The sequence below is a fragment of the Nocardia sp. NPDC006982 genome (assembly GCF_042869435.1).
Taxonomy (GTDB): domain Bacteria; phylum Actinomycetota; class Actinomycetes; order Mycobacteriales; family Mycobacteriaceae; genus Nocardia.
Window position 1 is genome coordinate 216,824 of record NZ_JBIAFV010000009.1, and the last position, 16,722, is coordinate 233,545.

4 protein-coding genes are annotated in these 16,722 nt (G+C 66.6%); 1 reads left to right on the top strand and 3 read right to left on the bottom strand.

Going from position 1 to position 16,722, the window contains the following annotated elements:
• Positions 1 to 193: 193 nt before the first annotated feature.
• Positions 194 to 529: an RNA polymerase-binding protein RbpA gene (locus ACFYOW_RS31655; protein WP_387293736.1), complete on the top strand. Its 336-nt coding sequence runs from the start codon at positions 194 to 196 to the stop codon at positions 527 to 529.
• A gap of 79 nt (positions 530 to 608) precedes the next feature.
• Here the strand turns inward: ACFYOW_RS31655 and ACFYOW_RS31660 are convergent, their stop codons facing one another.
• The 3 genes from ACFYOW_RS31660 to ACFYOW_RS31670 all read right to left on the bottom strand — a co-directional run bounded on the left by ACFYOW_RS31660 (position 609) and on the right by ACFYOW_RS31670 (position 16,345).
• Positions 609 to 1,412 carry an ABC transporter permease gene (locus ACFYOW_RS31660; protein ID WP_387293817.1) on the bottom strand — a complete coding sequence of 268 codons (804 nt, stop codon included), beginning with the start codon at positions 1,410 to 1,412 and terminating at the stop codon, positions 609 to 611.
• Between the two features lie 62 nt (positions 1,413 to 1,474).
• Entirely contained in the window at positions 1,475 to 2,461 is a 987-nt protein-coding gene (locus ACFYOW_RS31665; protein WP_387293737.1) for an ATP-binding cassette domain-containing protein, read from the bottom strand.
• A gap of 237 nt (positions 2,462 to 2,698) precedes the next feature.
• On the bottom strand, positions 2,699 to 16,345 hold the full coding sequence (locus ACFYOW_RS31670) for an amino acid adenylation domain-containing protein (RefSeq protein ID WP_387293738.1): 13,647 nt from the start codon (positions 16,343 to 16,345) through the stop codon (positions 2,699 to 2,701).
• Positions 16,346 to 16,722 lie beyond the last annotated feature (377 nt).

Sequence of the window (16,722 nt, forward strand, 5' to 3'; positions counted from 1 at the left end):
GTGGGCGTGGCGGAGGGTGGCCGGGACACCGACTACAATGGAACGGTTCGCCAGTACGCCGATGGGGAACTATTGGCGCAGGCACGATCGTTACATCTAAGGTCCAGCGAGCGTCACGCGTTCATCCGGCACTGACCGATGAAGGACGCGGTCGCGGCGCAACAAGACTCGAGCACACAGGGAGAGGCACACCATGGCAGATCGCGTACTCCGGGGCAGTCGGCTCGGAGCGGTGAGCTACGAAACCGATCGCGACCACGACCTGGCCCCGCGACGGATTGCTCGGTACCGGACCGATAACGGCGAGGAGTTCGACGTCCCCTTCGCCGACGACGCCGAGATCCCCCCGACCTGGCTCTGCCGCAACGGCCAGGAGGGCACCCTCATGGAGGGCACCACCCAGGAGACCAAGAAGGTCAAGCCGCCGCGCACCCACTGGGACATGCTGCTGGAGCGGCGCAGCAAGGACGAGCTGGAGGAGCTGCTGAAGGAGCGGCTCGATCTGCTGAAGACGCGGCGTCGGGTCTAGGCTCCATCAGACGAACGAAGGCCGCTTGCACCGACTGGTGCAAGCGGCCTTTCTCATGCGGTGAACCGCCCGACAAGCACTACTTACTAGCGACCTTGCGGTAGCGCAGCAGAGCCAACGGCACGACTACGACCAGGATGGCCAGGGAACACCCCACCGCGTAGATGATGCAGTGGTCGGCGGGCCAACCGGTCGGGGTGCCGAAGCTCGGGGGCGCGCCGTTGTCGAAGAGCTTCCGTCCGGCGGCGGAAACGGCGGTGATGGGGTTCCATTCGGCGACGGTGCGCAGCGGACCGGGCAGCGATTCCGCGGAGATGAAGGCCGAGGAGATGAACGTCAACGGGAACAGCCAGATCAGGCCCGCGCTCTGGGCGACTTCGACGGTGGGTGAAAACAGACCGGTGATAGCCCCGACCCAGGACATGGCAAACGCGAACAGCAGAATTATCGCGAAAGCCAGTACGGCATCGACGATCCCGCCGTTGATCCGCCAGCCTACGATGTACCCGCAACCGACCATGACGGCCACGCTCAGGATATTCACCGCCAGATCCGAGAGTGTGCGCCCCATCAGCACCGCCAGCCGCGACATCGGCAGCGTCCGCATGCGGTCGATGATTCCCTTCTCCAGATCACCCGCCAAGCCGACCGTGGTGAAGGCGGCGTTGAAAGCGACTGTCTGGGTGAAGATTCCGGCGAGCAGGAACTCGCGATACTGGCCGCCGCCGAGTGAGGCACCGAAGATGTAGGCAAACAGGAAAACGAACATCAGCGGCTGGATCGTCGCGGTCACGAGCAGGGTCGGGACCCGCAGGATGGTCAGCAGATTCCGGTACGCCACGATGGCGCTGTCCCGGATGACCCGGGCGTGTGGCTGCCGAATCTCCGGTGGGGTTTCGGGTTTCGCGGTCGATTCATCTTCGGCGCGCGCGACTGCGGTGCTGATCAAGACAAGATCTCCTCTTGTGCATCGTCGATTTCCGGCTCGAGTGCATGCGCGGCGGTGCCGGTGAGGGACAGGAAAACGTCGTCGAGGCTGGGCCGGTGCACGCCGGCGTCGACCACGCACACCCCGGCGTCATCGAGCCTGCGCAGCGCTTCGACCATGGTGCGGGAGCCGTCTGCGACCACGATGGAGACCTCGTCCGCGCCCAGATCGTGGGTCGGCTCACCGATACCGACCTGCGCGAGGATCGTCAGCGCGGGCAGCACGTCCTGGCCCGGGGCCAGCGTGACGGTGAGCCGGTCGCCGCCGATGGAGGTCTTCAGCTCATCGGCCGAACCGTTGGCGATGACCCGTCCGCGATCGATGACGGTGATGCGGTCGGCGAGCTGATCGGCCTCTTCCAGATACTGGGTGGTGAGCAGCACCGTGGTGCCGTCGTCGACGAGATCGCCGATGACGCGCCACATATCGAGACGGCCACGCGGATCCAGGCCGGTGGTCGGCTCGTCGAGCACAGCCACCGCGGGCCGAGCCACCAATGCACCGGCGAGGTCGAGCCGCCGCGCCATACCGCCGGAATAAGTACCGGCACGACGGTGCGCCGCATGGTCCAGACCGAAAGTGCTCAGCAACTCCGTCGCACGAGATGCGGCCTGCCGCTGCGACATTCCGTACAGCCGCGCCACCATGCGCAGATTCTCGTAGCCGGTCAGGTTGGCGTCGACCGCCGCGTACTGACCGGACAGCCCGATGCGCCGCCGCGCGGTCGCCGGATCGCGCAAGACGTCGATTCCCGCCACCCGCACCGATCCGGCGCAGGGCCGCAGCAGGGTGGTGACGATACGCACCGTGGTCGTTTTGCCCGCGCCATTGGGCCCGAGCAGTGCCATCACCGTGCCCGCCGGAATCTGTAGGTCGACCTCGTCCAGCACCCGCACCCGGCCGTAAGTCTTGACCAGGCCGCACACCTCCACCGCCAGACTCACGACACAACCTGCCGAGCCCTGGCCCCCGGCGCCCGCACTCTCGCCGGGCCTGCTACCGATTGCTCACAGCCGGTCGATTCATCGCATTCGTTCACGACTCGCTCCTGTTCCGCCCCTCGGCACCGGCGTCCCGGCCCGCGCGGTCGTCGGCGATATCTCGCGCGAATCCGCCTCGGTAACACCAGGTTTCGTCGATGCGTGCGGGTGCTGTGTCGATGGATTGTTCGAAACGCTCTCTCACGACCGTGCCTTCTGCCCCGACGCGCCTTCCAGATGCTCGTCGAGCACCGGACCGATGACGGCGAGTGATTCCGGTGTCGTCATGGCCGAGTGTTTGCAAGGCAGGTCGTGGTTGTGAATGCTGCCGGTGACGAAGGGCGCCCATGCCGCCGCGCGGCGGGTCGGGTCGGTGTGGTTGATCTCGTCATCGGCCGCGGTGAAGAAGAGCAGATCACCGTCGAAGATCCTGGGGCGGAAGCCGTGGGCCAGGACAGTGCCATTGGTGTAGCCCGCGTAGAGGCGCTCCAGGTGTTCGACAGTCAGGGCGGCGAACGGGCCGGGGCGCGAGCTCAGCAGTTCGGCGGCGTCGCGCAGGGTCATGCGCGGGTCGAGTTCGACGTCATCGGCGTCATTGCCGAATTCGCCGATGATCTCGGCCACCGTGGGGATCGCATGCTCGAGCCATTCGTCGGTGAGCTGGTAGCTGTCCATCATCGACAGCAGCGCTACCTGTTCGCCCGCCTCCTGCAACTGGACCGCCACCTCGTGCGCGATCAGGCCGCCCAGCGACCAGCCGAGCAGGTGGTAGGGCCCTTCGGGCTGGATCGACTTGATATGCGCCACGTAGTTTTCCGCGGCCTCGCCGATCGAATCGAACCCGTCCTCGCCCGCGACATGCGGTGCCTGCAATCCGTACACCGGGCGGTCCGCAGCCAGATGCGCGAGCAGCCCCGAGTAGCACCAGGACAGTCCGATCGCGGGATGGATGCAGAACAGCGGGGCCCGGCTCGCGGTGGTGCGGGCCCGGATGGGCAGTATCGGCTCCAGTGTCGCGGCGATGGCCGCGCCGGGGTGACCGGCTCCGTCGAGCCGGGTCGCGATGGCAGCCGGGGTGGAGTCGCCGAACATCAGCTGCACCGGGAGATCGATCCCGTTGGCGCGTAGCTCCGCCACGACCTTCGTGGCCAGCAGCGAGTTGCCGCCGAGTTCGAAGAATCCGTCGTCGACACCCACCGTTTCGACACCGAGCACCGCCGCGAAGGCCGCGCACAGCTGCACCTCGGTCGGGGTGGTCGGCGCCCGATAGCCTTCGCTCGCGCTGAAGACCGGTTCCGGCAGCGCCTCTCGGTCGAGCTTGCCGACCGGGCTGAGCGGAACCTGGTCGATCAGCATGATCGATTGGGGCACCATGTAATTCGGCACCCGCGCCGCGAGATGTTCGGTGAGCTCGGCCGCGTTCAGCGTATTTCCATCGCACGGCTTCACATACGACACCAATGCCGTCGCACCGGCGGGTGTCCGATGACCGATGGTCGTCGAGAACTCGACCGCGTCGTGCCGCGCGAGCGCGGCGTCGATCTCGCCGAGTTCGATGCGGAAGCCGCGGATCTTCACCTGATGGTCGGTGCGGCCGAGGTATTCGATTTCGCGGGCCGAGTCGGAGCCGCGCCCGAACCAGCGCACGAGATCGCCGGTGCGATACATCCTTTCCCCCGGCTTGCCGTAGGGGTTCGCAATGAACCGCTGCGCCGTCAGCCCCGGACGGTTGAGATAGCCCCGTGCCAGCGCACTACCCGCCAGGTGCAGTTCACCGGTCACCCCGACCGGCGCGGGATGCAGCCGTCCATCGACGATGGTGGCGTTGACGCCGCGGATCGGCCCGCCGATCGTGATCGGCTCGCCCGGTGCCATGGGCTGGGAGATCACCGTGACAATGGTGGTCTCGGTCGGCCCGTACACGTTGTACAGATTGCGGCCGGGCGCCCAGCGCGTGACCAGCTCCGGCGGCAGCGCCTCACCGCCCACCAGCACATGCGCCAGTTCGGTGACGCCGGTCGGATCGACCGTGCCGAGTGCCGAGGTGGTGATGAACGCGTGCGTGATCCCCTCGTCGATGAATACCCTGCCCAGTTCGGCGCCGCCGACGACACCCGGTGGCGTGATCACCAGTGTGGCCGCACCACCGAGTGCGAGCAGCAGGTCGAGCATGGCGGCGTCGAAGCTCGGCGTCGCGAAATGCAGGACCCGGCTACCGGGGTGCACCTCGAACCGCTCGGCGGTCTCCGCGGCGAAGTTCGACAGGCCACCGTGGGTGACCACGACACCCTTCGGTGTGCCGGTCGAGCCGGAGGTGTAGATGACGTATGCCGGATTGTCCACCCGCAGCACCCTGATCCGCTCGCCCGTCCTGATCGGCGCGTCGGACGTATCCAGCACCCGCCCACGGAATTCGGCATCATCGAGCACGATCCACTCGGCATCGCCCGGCATCTGGTCGCGGTGCTCGGCCAGCGTGATGCCCAGTGCCGCACCGGAATCGGTGAGCATATGGGAGATCCGCTGCGCCGGATACAGCGGGTCGACCGGCACGAATGCCGCACCAGCCTTGGCCACCGCGAGCATCGTCGCCACCGATTCGACCGAGCGCGGAATCCCCAGCGCCACCAGTGTTTCCGGGCCGACCCCACCTTCGATGAGCACCCGTGCCAGCCGATTGGTCCACCGGTCGAGCGCGTCGTAGCTCACCTGGGTATCGCCCGAGCACAGTGCGATGGCCTTGCGATCGACATTCGCCGCGTTCTCGAACACCTCGGGGAAGGTGGCCGGCCGGTCCGCCTCCGCCCCGCGCACCGGAGCCAACCCGGACCATTCGGCGGGATCGAGCAGCTCCAGATCGCCCACGGCGGTGGTCGGATTCGCGGCGACACCGGCGAGCAGCCGGACCAGTCGCCTGCCGAGCCGCTGCGCGGTCTGCTCGTCGAACAGATCGCTCGCGTAGTTGACCGACAGGTTGATGCCGCCGGGTTCCCTTGTGCCGGTGTGTGATTCGGTCAGCGTGAACTGCAGATCGAACTTCGCGATCCCGGTGTCGACCTCCTCCGACTCGATGCGCAGCCCGGGCAGGTCGAGCACCCGCACCGGGTGGTTCTGCACCGAGAGCATCACCTGGAACATCGGGTGATGGGCCTGCGAGCGGGCCGGATTCAGCACCTCGACGAGTCGCTCGAACGGCAGGTCCGCATGCGCGAACGCATCCAGATCGATATCGCGCACGGTGTGCAGCAGGTCGGTGAACCTGACGTTCGGATCCATCCGGGTGCGCAGCACCAGCGTGTTGACGAACATGCCGACCATCCGATCCAGCTCGGGGTGGCCGCCACGGCCGGCGATCGGCGTGCCGACGGTGATGTCGTCGGTCGCGGTCATCCGGTGCAGCAGTACCGCGAGGGCGGCGTGCAGCAACATGAACATGCTGACGTTATTGCTGGTGGCGATCGTGCGCAGTTCCCGATGGGTCAATGCGTCGATCGGGCACTCCACGATGCCCCCGCGATAGCTCGGCGCGGGCGGGCGCGGCCGGTCCGCTGGCAGGTTCAGCAGCTCCGGAATTCCGTCCAGGGTCTCGCGCCAGTAGTCGAGCTGCCGATGGACCAGCGAATCGGGATCGTCCTCGGTGCCGAGCGTGTCCTGTTGCCAGAGTGCGTAATCGGCGTACTGGATCTCCGATTCCGGCCAGTCGGGCGTCTTCGCCTCGCATGCTGCCGCATAGGCGGTGGCCATATCGGCGGCCAGAGGTGCCAGCGACCAGCCGTCCATCGCGATGTGGTGGACGACGAGCACCAGCACATGCTCGGTCGATGCCCCTGATTTCGCGTCGGTGGATCCGTTGCGGTCGACCGCAATCAGCGCGGCCCGCAGCGGCACGGTCGAGGCGAGATCGAATCCCGGAGCCGCGAAATTTTGTACCGCATCGGGTATTTCGGACGGCGGCAGGGTCGTGACGAACATCGAGACAGCCGCATCGACCGGATCGAGAACGCGCTGCGTGGGAACCCCATCGACCTCCGGGAATACCGTCCGCAGCGTCTCGTGCCGCTGCTGTACGGCGTGCAAAGCCCGCATCAGCGCATCGGCATCCAGCTCGCCGCGCATCCGCAGCACCACCGGGATGTTGTAGGCCCCGCTGGCCTCACCCGTGCCGTCTCCGAGCTGGTTGAACCGGTTCAGGAACCACAGTCGATACTGCGCCGCCGACAACGGAATCCGCTCCGGCCGATCGCGGGGCACCAGCTCCGGCCGAGCATCGGCGCCGGATCCGGAATCGAGCAGCGTCGCGAGTTCGGCGACCGTCGGCCTGGTGAAGACGGTGCGCACCTCGAGCCGGGTATTGGTCGCCGCGGCCAGCCGGGCCACGAGTTGGGTTGCCAGCAGCGAATTTCCGCCGATATCGAAGAAACTGTCCTCGGCGCTCACACCCTCGACACCGACCAACTCGCCCATCACCTCGGCCACCAGCCGCTCGGCGTCGGTCGCTGGTGCCCGCTGGGCCGTCCGCAACATCAGCTGCGGTTCGGGCAGTGCGGCGACATCCAATTTGCCCGTCGGGGTCAGCGGGATCCTGTCCAGCACGGTGATACTCGCCGGAATCATATGCGCGGGAAGGTGTTCGGCGACATGGGCGCGCACCGCATCGATATCCGGTGCGGTGTCCTCGGCGAGCTGAATGAACGAGACGATCCGATCCGCGCCCGCGATATGGCGCACCTCGGTGTGCGCGAACCGCACGTGCTCATGTGCGGCGAGCGCGTTGGTGATCTCGCCGAGTTCGATGCGGAAGCCGCGCACCTTGACCTGATGGTCACTGCGTCCGAGGTAGACGATCTCGCCCACGGCATTCCAGCGCACCACATCACCACTGCGGTACATCCGCGACCCCGCCGGTCCGAAAGGGTCGGCGACGAATCGTGTAGCGGTGAGTTCGAACCTGTCGAGATACCCACGCGAGACACCGAATCCGCCGAGGTATAGATCGCCGGGAACCCCGACAGGCACCGGACGCAGCCGCTCATCGAGTACCAGCGCCCGCGCACCGCGCACCGGGGTTCCGATGGTGATCGGTTCGCCGATCGCCAGCGGCGCGGAGATCGTGGTGACGATGGTGGTCTCGGTCGGCCCGTAGACGTTGTGCATCTGCCGTCCCGGGGCCCAGCGGGCCACCAACCCCGGACTCAAGGCCTCGCCACCCACCATGAGCGCACGCAGGCACGGCAATGACCACCGCTCCCGATCGATGGTGGCCAACGCGGCCGGTGTGATGAACGTGTGGGTGACACGCTCGCGCTCCATCAGCGCGGCCAGTTCATCGCCGCCGTAGATATCGGTCGGGACGATCACCATGGTCGCACCGGAGCCGATCGCGAGCAGCAGATCCAGAATCGCCGCGTCGAAGCTCGGGGAGGAAAAGTGCAGCGTGCGCGAATCCTTGTCGACCCTTATCCGCTCGCGGAGTTCGTCGCCGAAGTTCGACAGACCGCTGTGGGTGACGCCCACGCCCTTGGGTTTGCCGGTCGAGCCCGAGGTGTAGATCACATAGGCCAGATCGTCGATCTCAATGGGACGATGGCGTTCGTAGTCGTCGACCAGGCAGTCGTCGAATTCGTCCAGTTCCTCGATGAATTCAGGCGCGTCGAGCAGCAGCCAGTCGGTGCCCGCGGTAGCGGGCAGCCGATCGGCGTGCTCGGCCAGCGTGACGCCCACTTCGCACCCGGAGTCGACCAGCATGTGCCGCACGCGGTCGGCCGGATAGTTCGGATCCACCGGCACGAATGCGGCACCGGACTTGGTGACCGCGAGCATCGTGATGACCGAGTCGATCGAGCGGGTCAGGCCGAGTGCCACCCGGTCACCCGGACCGAGCCCGCGCTCGATCAGCGCCCGTGCCAATCGATTCGAGCGCGCGTCGACCGCGGTGTAGGTCAGCGAGGTGGCATTCGAGCGGATCGCCGTGCGCTGCGGATGCATATGCGCGGTGGCGGTGAAGTAGGCGGCCAGCGTGCACTGCGGCGTGGTCGCGCCGCCGATGGCCGGGGTGAGTTGTCGTCGCTCGAATTCGGTGCGCACGTCGATATCGCGGACCACCACCTGCGGTGCGGCGGTAATGGCCGACAACACCGCCTGGAACCGATCGGCCATCGTTTTGACCGTCGACGGATCGAAAAGCTCTGCGGCATAGACGAATTCGAAGGTACGCGCCGACGCGTCCGGTCCGGCGTCGCGGGCGCCGGTACCGACCCGCAGTTCCAGATCGAATTTGGCCAGCGCGATATCCAATTCCTCGGCATGCAAGGCGAGGCCGGGCAGTTCGAGCGCGGGAACCGGACCGTCCTGCACCGTCAGCGCCACCTGGAACAGCGGCGGGCGACCGCTGCCACGCCCGTCGCTGCCCAACTCGTTGACGATGCGCTCGAAGGGGATATCCGTGTGCGCCATGGCGGCCAGCTCGTTATCGCGATCCGCGCGCAGCAGCGTCGCGAACGGAATATCCGGGTCGACATCCGAGCGCAGCACCAGCGTGTTGACGAACATGCCGACCAGCTCGTCGAGCTTGGTATCGGTGCGCCCCGCGACCGGCGTGCCGATCACGATATCCCGGCCGCCGGTAATGAACCGCAGCATGACGGCGAGGGCCGAGCGCAGCACCATGAACATGCTGACGCCCTGTTCGCGCGCAAGTTCGGCAAGCGCCCGCTGCACCGGCTCGGGCACGCTGAAGCGCACCGAACCCGCCTCCTGCGTCGGCTCGGCCGGCCGCAGCCGATCGTAGGGCAGCGGCAGTTCGTCGTGCAGGTCCGCCAGTGCGCTGCGCCAGTACGCGAGTTGCTCGGCTGCGAGGCTGTCCGGATCGGCCTCGTCACCGAGGTAGGCGCGCTGCCACAACCCGAAATCGGCGTACTGCACCGGAAGTGGTGTCCAATCGGGTGCACCACCTGCACGCCTTGCCACGTAAGCAGCGGCCAAATCCCGGGTCAGCGGGCCGAGCGACCAACCGTCGGCGGCGATGTGGTGCAACACAATGCCGAGCAGATGACGACGAGAGTCGGTGCGCAGCAAGGTGATCCGCAGCGGGATGTCCTTGGTGAGATCGAATCCGGTGCGGGCCATAGCGCGCAGTGTCTGCTCGGCGGCGCCTTCGTCGGTCGCCACCGGCTCGACCACCGGCATTGCTTTGGCGGTCGGCAGCACCGACTGCCGGGCGCCGAGATTGTCCTCCGGGAACACCGTGCGCAGTATCTCGTGCCGCTCGACCAGATCGGTCAGCGCCGCGCGCAGGGCCGCCGCATCCAGATCGCCGTCGATCCCAATGACGAATGCGATGTTATATGCGCTCGATTCGGGTGAGAATCGATTAAGGAACCACAGTCGCTGCTGGGGCAGCGACAATGGAATGCGTCCCGGACGTGGGGTATGCACAGCCAGCGCCACCCGTTGCGTCCGGGGCGCTTCCGTTATCCGTTCCGCGACACCGGCCACCGTCGGCGCCTCGAAGATCAGCCGCACCGGCAGGTCGACGCCGAATTCCGCGTGCAGTGCGGCGGCGAGGCGGGTGGCGAGCAGCGAGTTGCCGCCCACCTCGAAGAAGCTGTCCTCCGCGCCCGTCATCGGATGGCCGAGGATTTCACCGAACGCGGCGGCGACGCGCTGCTCCAGCAGCGTACTCGGCGCACGCGAGGTACCCGCGGCCGCGAAAACCGGGGCGGGCAGGGCCTTTCGGTCCAGCTTGCCGGCCTGGGTGACGGGCATCTCGTCGAGTACGGCGATCGAGGCGGGCACCATGTAGCCGGGCAGCCGCTGACGCGCGGTCTCGGCGATAGCGGCGGCCTCGATCGGTTCGTCCGCGGTCACATAGGCGACCAGGCGGGGCTGGCCGTGTTCGTCGGTGTGTACAACGGTGAGCGCGGCGCGCACACCCGGATGGGCGCGCAGCACATGGTCGATTTCGCGCAGTTCGATGCGGAAGCCGCGAATCTTGATCTGGTCGTCGGCGCGGCCGAGGAAGCGCAGCTGTCCGGTGGGATCCGAGACCACGAGATCGCCGGTGCGGTACATCCTTTCACCGCGCCTACCGTGCGGGTTGGCCGGGAAGCCCTGTGCGGTAAGGCCGTATCGGCCCAGGTAGCCGCGGGCCAGCCCCGGGCCGGACAGGTAGAGCTCACCCGGGGTGCCCGGTGGCACCGGATGCAGTCGACCGTCCAGCACGAACAGTCGCATACCGCGCACCGGCATGCCGAGCGGCACCGGGCGGCCCGCCTGCATCGGACCGCTGGCGGTGGCGGCGACGGTCGCCTCGGAAGGCCCGTACATATTGTGGATCCGATGCCTGGCCGACCACCGTTCGACCAGTTCCTCCGAGCACGCCTCACCGCCGACGATGACGGCCTCGAGCTCGTCGAGCCCCTCCTCCGGCACGGTGGCCAGCGCGGCCGGGGTGATGAACGCATGGGTGACCCGCTCGGTGCGCAGCAGATCGGCGAGTTCCGTACCGCCGTACATGCCCGCGGGTGCGACGACGATGGTGGCGCCCGCCGCGAACCCGAGCAGGATCTCCAGCACCGACGCGTCGAAGCTGGGCGAGGAGAAGTGCAGCGTGCGTGCCGAATCCGTGACACCGAACAGATGCATCTGCTCCTGTGCCAGCGATGCGATACCGGCGTGGGTGACGACGACGGCCTTGGGCTTGCCGGTGGAACCCGAGGTGTAGATCAGGTAGGCCGGATACCCGGTGCGCATCGGATAGTGGCGGTCCGCATCGGTGATGGGATCGGTTGAGTAGCGGGCGGATTCGGTGGCCAGTTCATCCGAGCCGAGTACCAGCCAATCGACATAGTGCTTGCGGTGCTTACCGCCTGCGGCGGGCCAGGCGGGCATGGTGGCCAGGGATTCCGGCACGGTCAGCCCGAGCATGGCACCGGAATCGGCGATCATATGCCCGATCCGCTCGGCCGGGTAGCTCGGATCGATCGGCACATATGCCGCACCGGTTTTCGCCACGGCCCAGATGGCCGCAATGGAATCGAGGCTGCGCGGCAAGGCGATCGCCACTACGTCCTCGGGTCCGGCGCCGTGTTCGATCAGCGTGCGCGCCAGGCGGTTCGACATTTCGTCGAGTTCGCGGTAGCTGGTGTCGACGCCCTCGTAGCGCACGGCGGTCGCATCCGGCAGCCGCTCGGCGATGTCGGTGAACAGCTGCGCCAAGGTGATCGAGGGCTCACCCGGAGCACCGGCGATCGGCGCGAGCTTCGCCGCCTCGCGCCGGTCCAGGATCTGCAGATCGCCGACCGGTCGATTCGGCTCGGCGACGACGGCACTGAGCACGGCGAGGAATCGGCGGGCGAACGATTCGACCGTGCGCTTGTCGAAAACATCGGTGGCATAGCCGAATTCGGCGTGCAGCGGGCCGTCGGCGATACCATCGTGCAGTTCCAGCTGGAGATCGAATTTGGCGATATCGGCGGCGATCGGCAGCACCCGCGCCCGCACCCCGGGCAGATCGATGCTCAGATCCGGTGCGCGGTCATAGGACAGCATCACCTGGAACAGCGGATGCCTGGCGGCGGAGCGCTCCGGATTGACGAGTTCGACCAGCCGCTCGAACGGCACATCCGCATTGGCGAAGGCGTTCAGATCGGTTTCGCGAACCACATCGAGCATCTGGTCGAATCCGGCGGCCGGATCGACCTCGGTCCGCAACACCAGCGTGTTGACGAACATGCCGACCAGATCGTCGAGCGCCGGATCCGAACGGCCCGCGATCGGGGTGCCGATGGCGATATCTGTGCTCGTGCACAGCCGCGCGAGCAGCGTGGCCAGTACGGCGTGCAGCACCATGAACATGCTGACACCCCGGCTGGCCGCGAGTTCGCCTGCGGCGCGGCGGATCTCGGGTGCAATAGTGAACTCGACCCGCCCGCCGTCGGTGGAGCGGCGCAGCGGGCGCGGGCGATCCAGCGGCAGGTCGAGCTGATCCGGCAGACCAGTGAGGGCCGCGCGCCAGTAGGCGAGCTGACGGCTCAGCGCACTCGCCGGATCGGCTTCGTCGCCGAGCAGTTCGCGCTGCCACAGGGAGAAATCAGCGTACTGCACCGGCAGCGGAGTCCACTGCGGTGCCATGCCCTTCGCGCGCATGGCCACTGCGGCCATCAGATCCCTGGCCAGCGGCGCGATCGACCAGCCATCGCCGCAGATGTGGTGCAGCACGATGAGGAATACGTGCCGCTCCGGTCCGGTGGTCCACAGGGCCACCCGGATCGGGGCCTGACTGCGCAGATCGAAGCCGTATCCGGCGAACTCCTCGGCCAGTTCCCGCACATCGGCGCCGGTCGCGTCGATCGGGTCCAGGGTGAGCGGGATATCGGTGGCCGGATGCACGAGCTGGTACGGACCTTCCGGTGCATCCGGGAAGGTGGTGCGCAGGGATTCGTGCCGCTCGATTACATCGATGAGTCCGGCACGCAGCGCCACGAGATCGATGGGTCCATCGATCTCGACGGCAAGCGGCATGTTGTAGGCGGTGGCATGTTCGGCGAAGCGATTGAGGATCCACAGCCGCTGCTGAGCCAGCGACAGCGGAATCCGTTGCGGCCGTTCGGCCGGTACCAGCTTCGGAGACGACGCGTCCGGGTTGTGGGCGGCGAAGCGCTCGATCAACGCGGCGATGGTCGAGGCCTCGAACAGGTCGCGGATAGTCAGCCCGGTACCGAGGGCGGCATTGATCCGCGCGACCGCGCGGGCGGCGATCAGCGAATTGCCGCCGAGATCGAAAAAGCCGTCCTCGACACCGATTCCGTCGATACCGAGAACTTCAGCGAAGACACCGGCGAGCACCCGCTCCACCTCGGTGCGGGGCTCGGCCGTGAGATGGCCGGACGGGCGGGTGGCATTGGGTTCCGGCAGCGCCTTGCGATCGATCTTGCCGTTCGCGCTCAACGGTAGTTCGGCGAGCACCATCAGCACTGAAGGCACCATGTAGCTGGGCAGCGTGCGACGCAAGGCATTCAGCAACGCGGTGCTGTCCAAGTGGTCCGAAAAGGCCGGGGTGGCAACGACATAGGCGACGAGTTCGTCGCCGGTGCGGCCGCGATGGGCGACGCAGACCGCGCGGGCCACCCGTTCGTCGGCCAGCAGCGCCGCCTCGATCTCACCGAGTTCGATGCGCAGACCGCGGATCTTCACCTGGAAGTCGCTGCGACCCAGGTATTCGAGGACTCCTAGAGCCGAATTCCCTTGGTGGCTACCGAGATCCGGCTCGCCCTGCCAACGCGCCAGATCGCCGGTGCGGTACATGCGGGCGCCCGGGGTGAATGGGTTGGCCACGAAACGATCAGCGGTCAACCGAGATTGGCCGAGGTAACCGCGCGCCAGTTGGACACCCGCGAGATACAGCTCGCCGACCACCCCCGGAGGCACCGGCCGCAGGCGTGCGTCCAGGACGTAGGTCTGGGTGTTCCACACCGGCGAGCCGATCGGCACGGTATCCGGATCGGCCGGGCACGGCCAGTAGGTGACATCGACGGCGGCCTCGGTCGGCCCGTACAGATTGTGCAGTTCCGGCCCGTGCAGGGCGGCGTGGAAATCACGGACGGTGGCCGCGGGCAACGCCTCACCGCTGCAGAACACCCGGCGCAGCGTGGTGCAGCGGCGTACATCGGTATCGGTGACGAATACCGAAAGCATGGACGGCACGAAATGGGCTACGGTGACGGACTTTTCGGCGATCGTCCGGGCGAGGTAGCCGGGATCGCGGTGTCCGTCGGGCGTCGCGACGACGAGTCGCGCGCCGATCTGCAAGGGCCAGAAGAATTCCCAGACCGAGACGTCGAAGGTGTCCGGGGTCTTCTGCAGCACCGCGTCGGTGCCGTCCAGCGGATATTCGTGCTGCATCCAGCGCAGCCGGTTGACGATCGCGGCGTGAGTTACGCCGACGCCCTTGGGTTTTCCGGTCGATCCCGAGGTGAAGATCACGTACGCGAGATGATCGGCACGCAGCGGAGCGAGGCGGTCGGTGTCGGTGATCGGGTGGGCGTCGAAATCCGTGAGGTCTGCGGTATCGATCGCGACCGTGTCCGCGCCCGCAGGCAGCGCGAGTTCGTCTCGGGCCGTGGTCAGTACACAGACCGGATCGGCCTGTTCGAGGATCTGTTCGATCCGCTCGACCGGATGATCGGAATCCAGCGGTAGGTACGCCGCGCCCGCCTTGATGATCGCGTAGATGCCCACGACGAGTTCGAGGCCGCGCCGCAGATACAGGCCGACAACCTGCTCGGGCCCCGCCCCACGCGCGATGAGCAATCGGGCCAACTGGTTCGCACGCTCGTCGAGTTCGCGGTAATTCAGTGTCTCGTCACCGAATTCGAGCGCGACCGCATCCGGGCAGATCATCGCGCGATCGGCGAACAGGCTGGACAAGGTCCCCTGCTGCGGCGCGGTCTCGGTGGCATTCCAGGTGTGCAGCACGCGCTCGCGCTCGTCATCGGTGATGGCGATCAGACTCTCGGCGTGCATATCGGGATCGGCGGCGAGGAACCGGGTCAGGAAGTTCAGGAACCGGCGGTGGTGCGCCGTGACCTCGGACTCCGTGTAGAGCCGCGGATTGGCCTCGAAGTCGATATGGATGCGACCGCCCTCGCCGTTGTACAGATTGATGGACAGGTCCTCGACCGGGCCGGTGGCCAGCACATGCAGCGAGCCGAGCAGACTGCCGAACTTCACCTCGTCGTGGAACAGCATGATGTTGACCATCGGGCCGAAGAATCCGCGCGCATCGCGGGAGTAGCCGCAATCGCGGCGGATGTCGTCGTGCCGGTAGTGCTGGTGCCGCAGCGCGCCGGTGATCTGTAATTCGGCGGCGCGCACCACATCGCGGACGGTGGTATCGGCATCGAAGCGCACCCGGATCGGCACCACATTCGAGACCACGCCGGCGGAGCGGCGCAGCGCGACCGTAGTCCGCGCCGATACCGGCAGGCTCAGCACCACGTCGGAATTGCCGGTCACCGACCGCACATAGGCGGCCAGTGCGGCAACGAACATGGTCGAGTTCTGGGTCTGGAGTTCGGCCGTGGCCGCGGTCATGGCGGCCTCGGCGGGTCCGTCGAGGACCGCGCACGCACGCCGCCGCCCCGCGTCGGGGGCGGCGGTGAGGCCGTTCACGTTGGACAGAGTCATCGGTCCACCCGCGCCCGCTAATTGCTCAAGCCAATAGTCGCGGTCGTTGCGGAACCGGCTGGAGTCGCGGTATGTGGATTCGTCCGCATAGATTTTGGCCAGCGGTGTAGCTCGGGATGCCTCCGGTTCGGTGCGGTTCTCCACCGCCGTATAGATCTCCGCGGTGCGGGTGAGTGCGTTCATCGCGCCGTAGCCGTCGATCACGATGTGATGGCCGCGTGCGTACCAGATGTAGTCGGATTCGCCGGTCCGCAACACTATGTTCGTGGTGAGTGGATCCCGCTCGAAGTCGATCGGCGAGCTGGCGTGCTCATTCATCCAGCGCAGCGCGGCAGCGTGCGGATCAGGCTCGTCGCGCAGATCGATCCGGCCCCAGCCGGGGCGGCGGCTGTGGTCGATCACCTGATGCGGGACACCGTCGATCTCGATCAGACGCACATGTCCGACCTGCGTTTCGACACCGAACCGTTCGATCGAGTACAGCAGACGTCCGACGTCCAAGTCTCCGTGGATCTCGACATACTGCGCAATGGTCAGCGGGACATCCGGGCGGATACGTTGGGCGTACCAGAGGGCTGTTTGCGCTGGCGACAGAGCGAATGGTTGTGCCGAGAATTCACCGGAAGAGCATTGGTCGACGCGATCCGTGGCCAATGACTTCATCAATCACTCCTTCTGCCGCTGTTGATGCACAACTCCCGAGCACCGCCACCGCAGGCGCGCACGCGCCAGCCGTAGGACGTGATCCACGCCCATAGATTCGGAGCATCGAATGCAACGGATGGCCAGCGTTGCGGATTTGTTTCACTTCGAACGACGTTGGCAGTAAGGCACTTTCACCAGCAATATTCCCGCAAACTCTCCAAATTTGCGGTTTGAGCGGCAGAAAACACTGAAAAACGACGACTTACGCCAGCCCTGTTGCAATCTGGCGAACTACACGCTAACGCTCAGGGCAGACCGAAAGATGGTTTCGAGCCCCGAAACATACCGTTGTTTGGTTAGGGGAATGCCTTATTCGTCGCGCTCAACCGATCTGG

Coding starts and splice junctions, on each gene's coding strand:
- ACFYOW_RS31655 (WP_387293736.1), top strand. CDS start 194: ATGGCAGATCGCGTACTCCGGGGCAGTCGGCTCGGAGCGGTGAGCTAC.
- ACFYOW_RS31670 (WP_387293738.1), bottom strand. CDS start 16,345: ATGAAGTCATTGGCCACGGATCGCGTCGACCAATGCTCTTCCGGTGAA.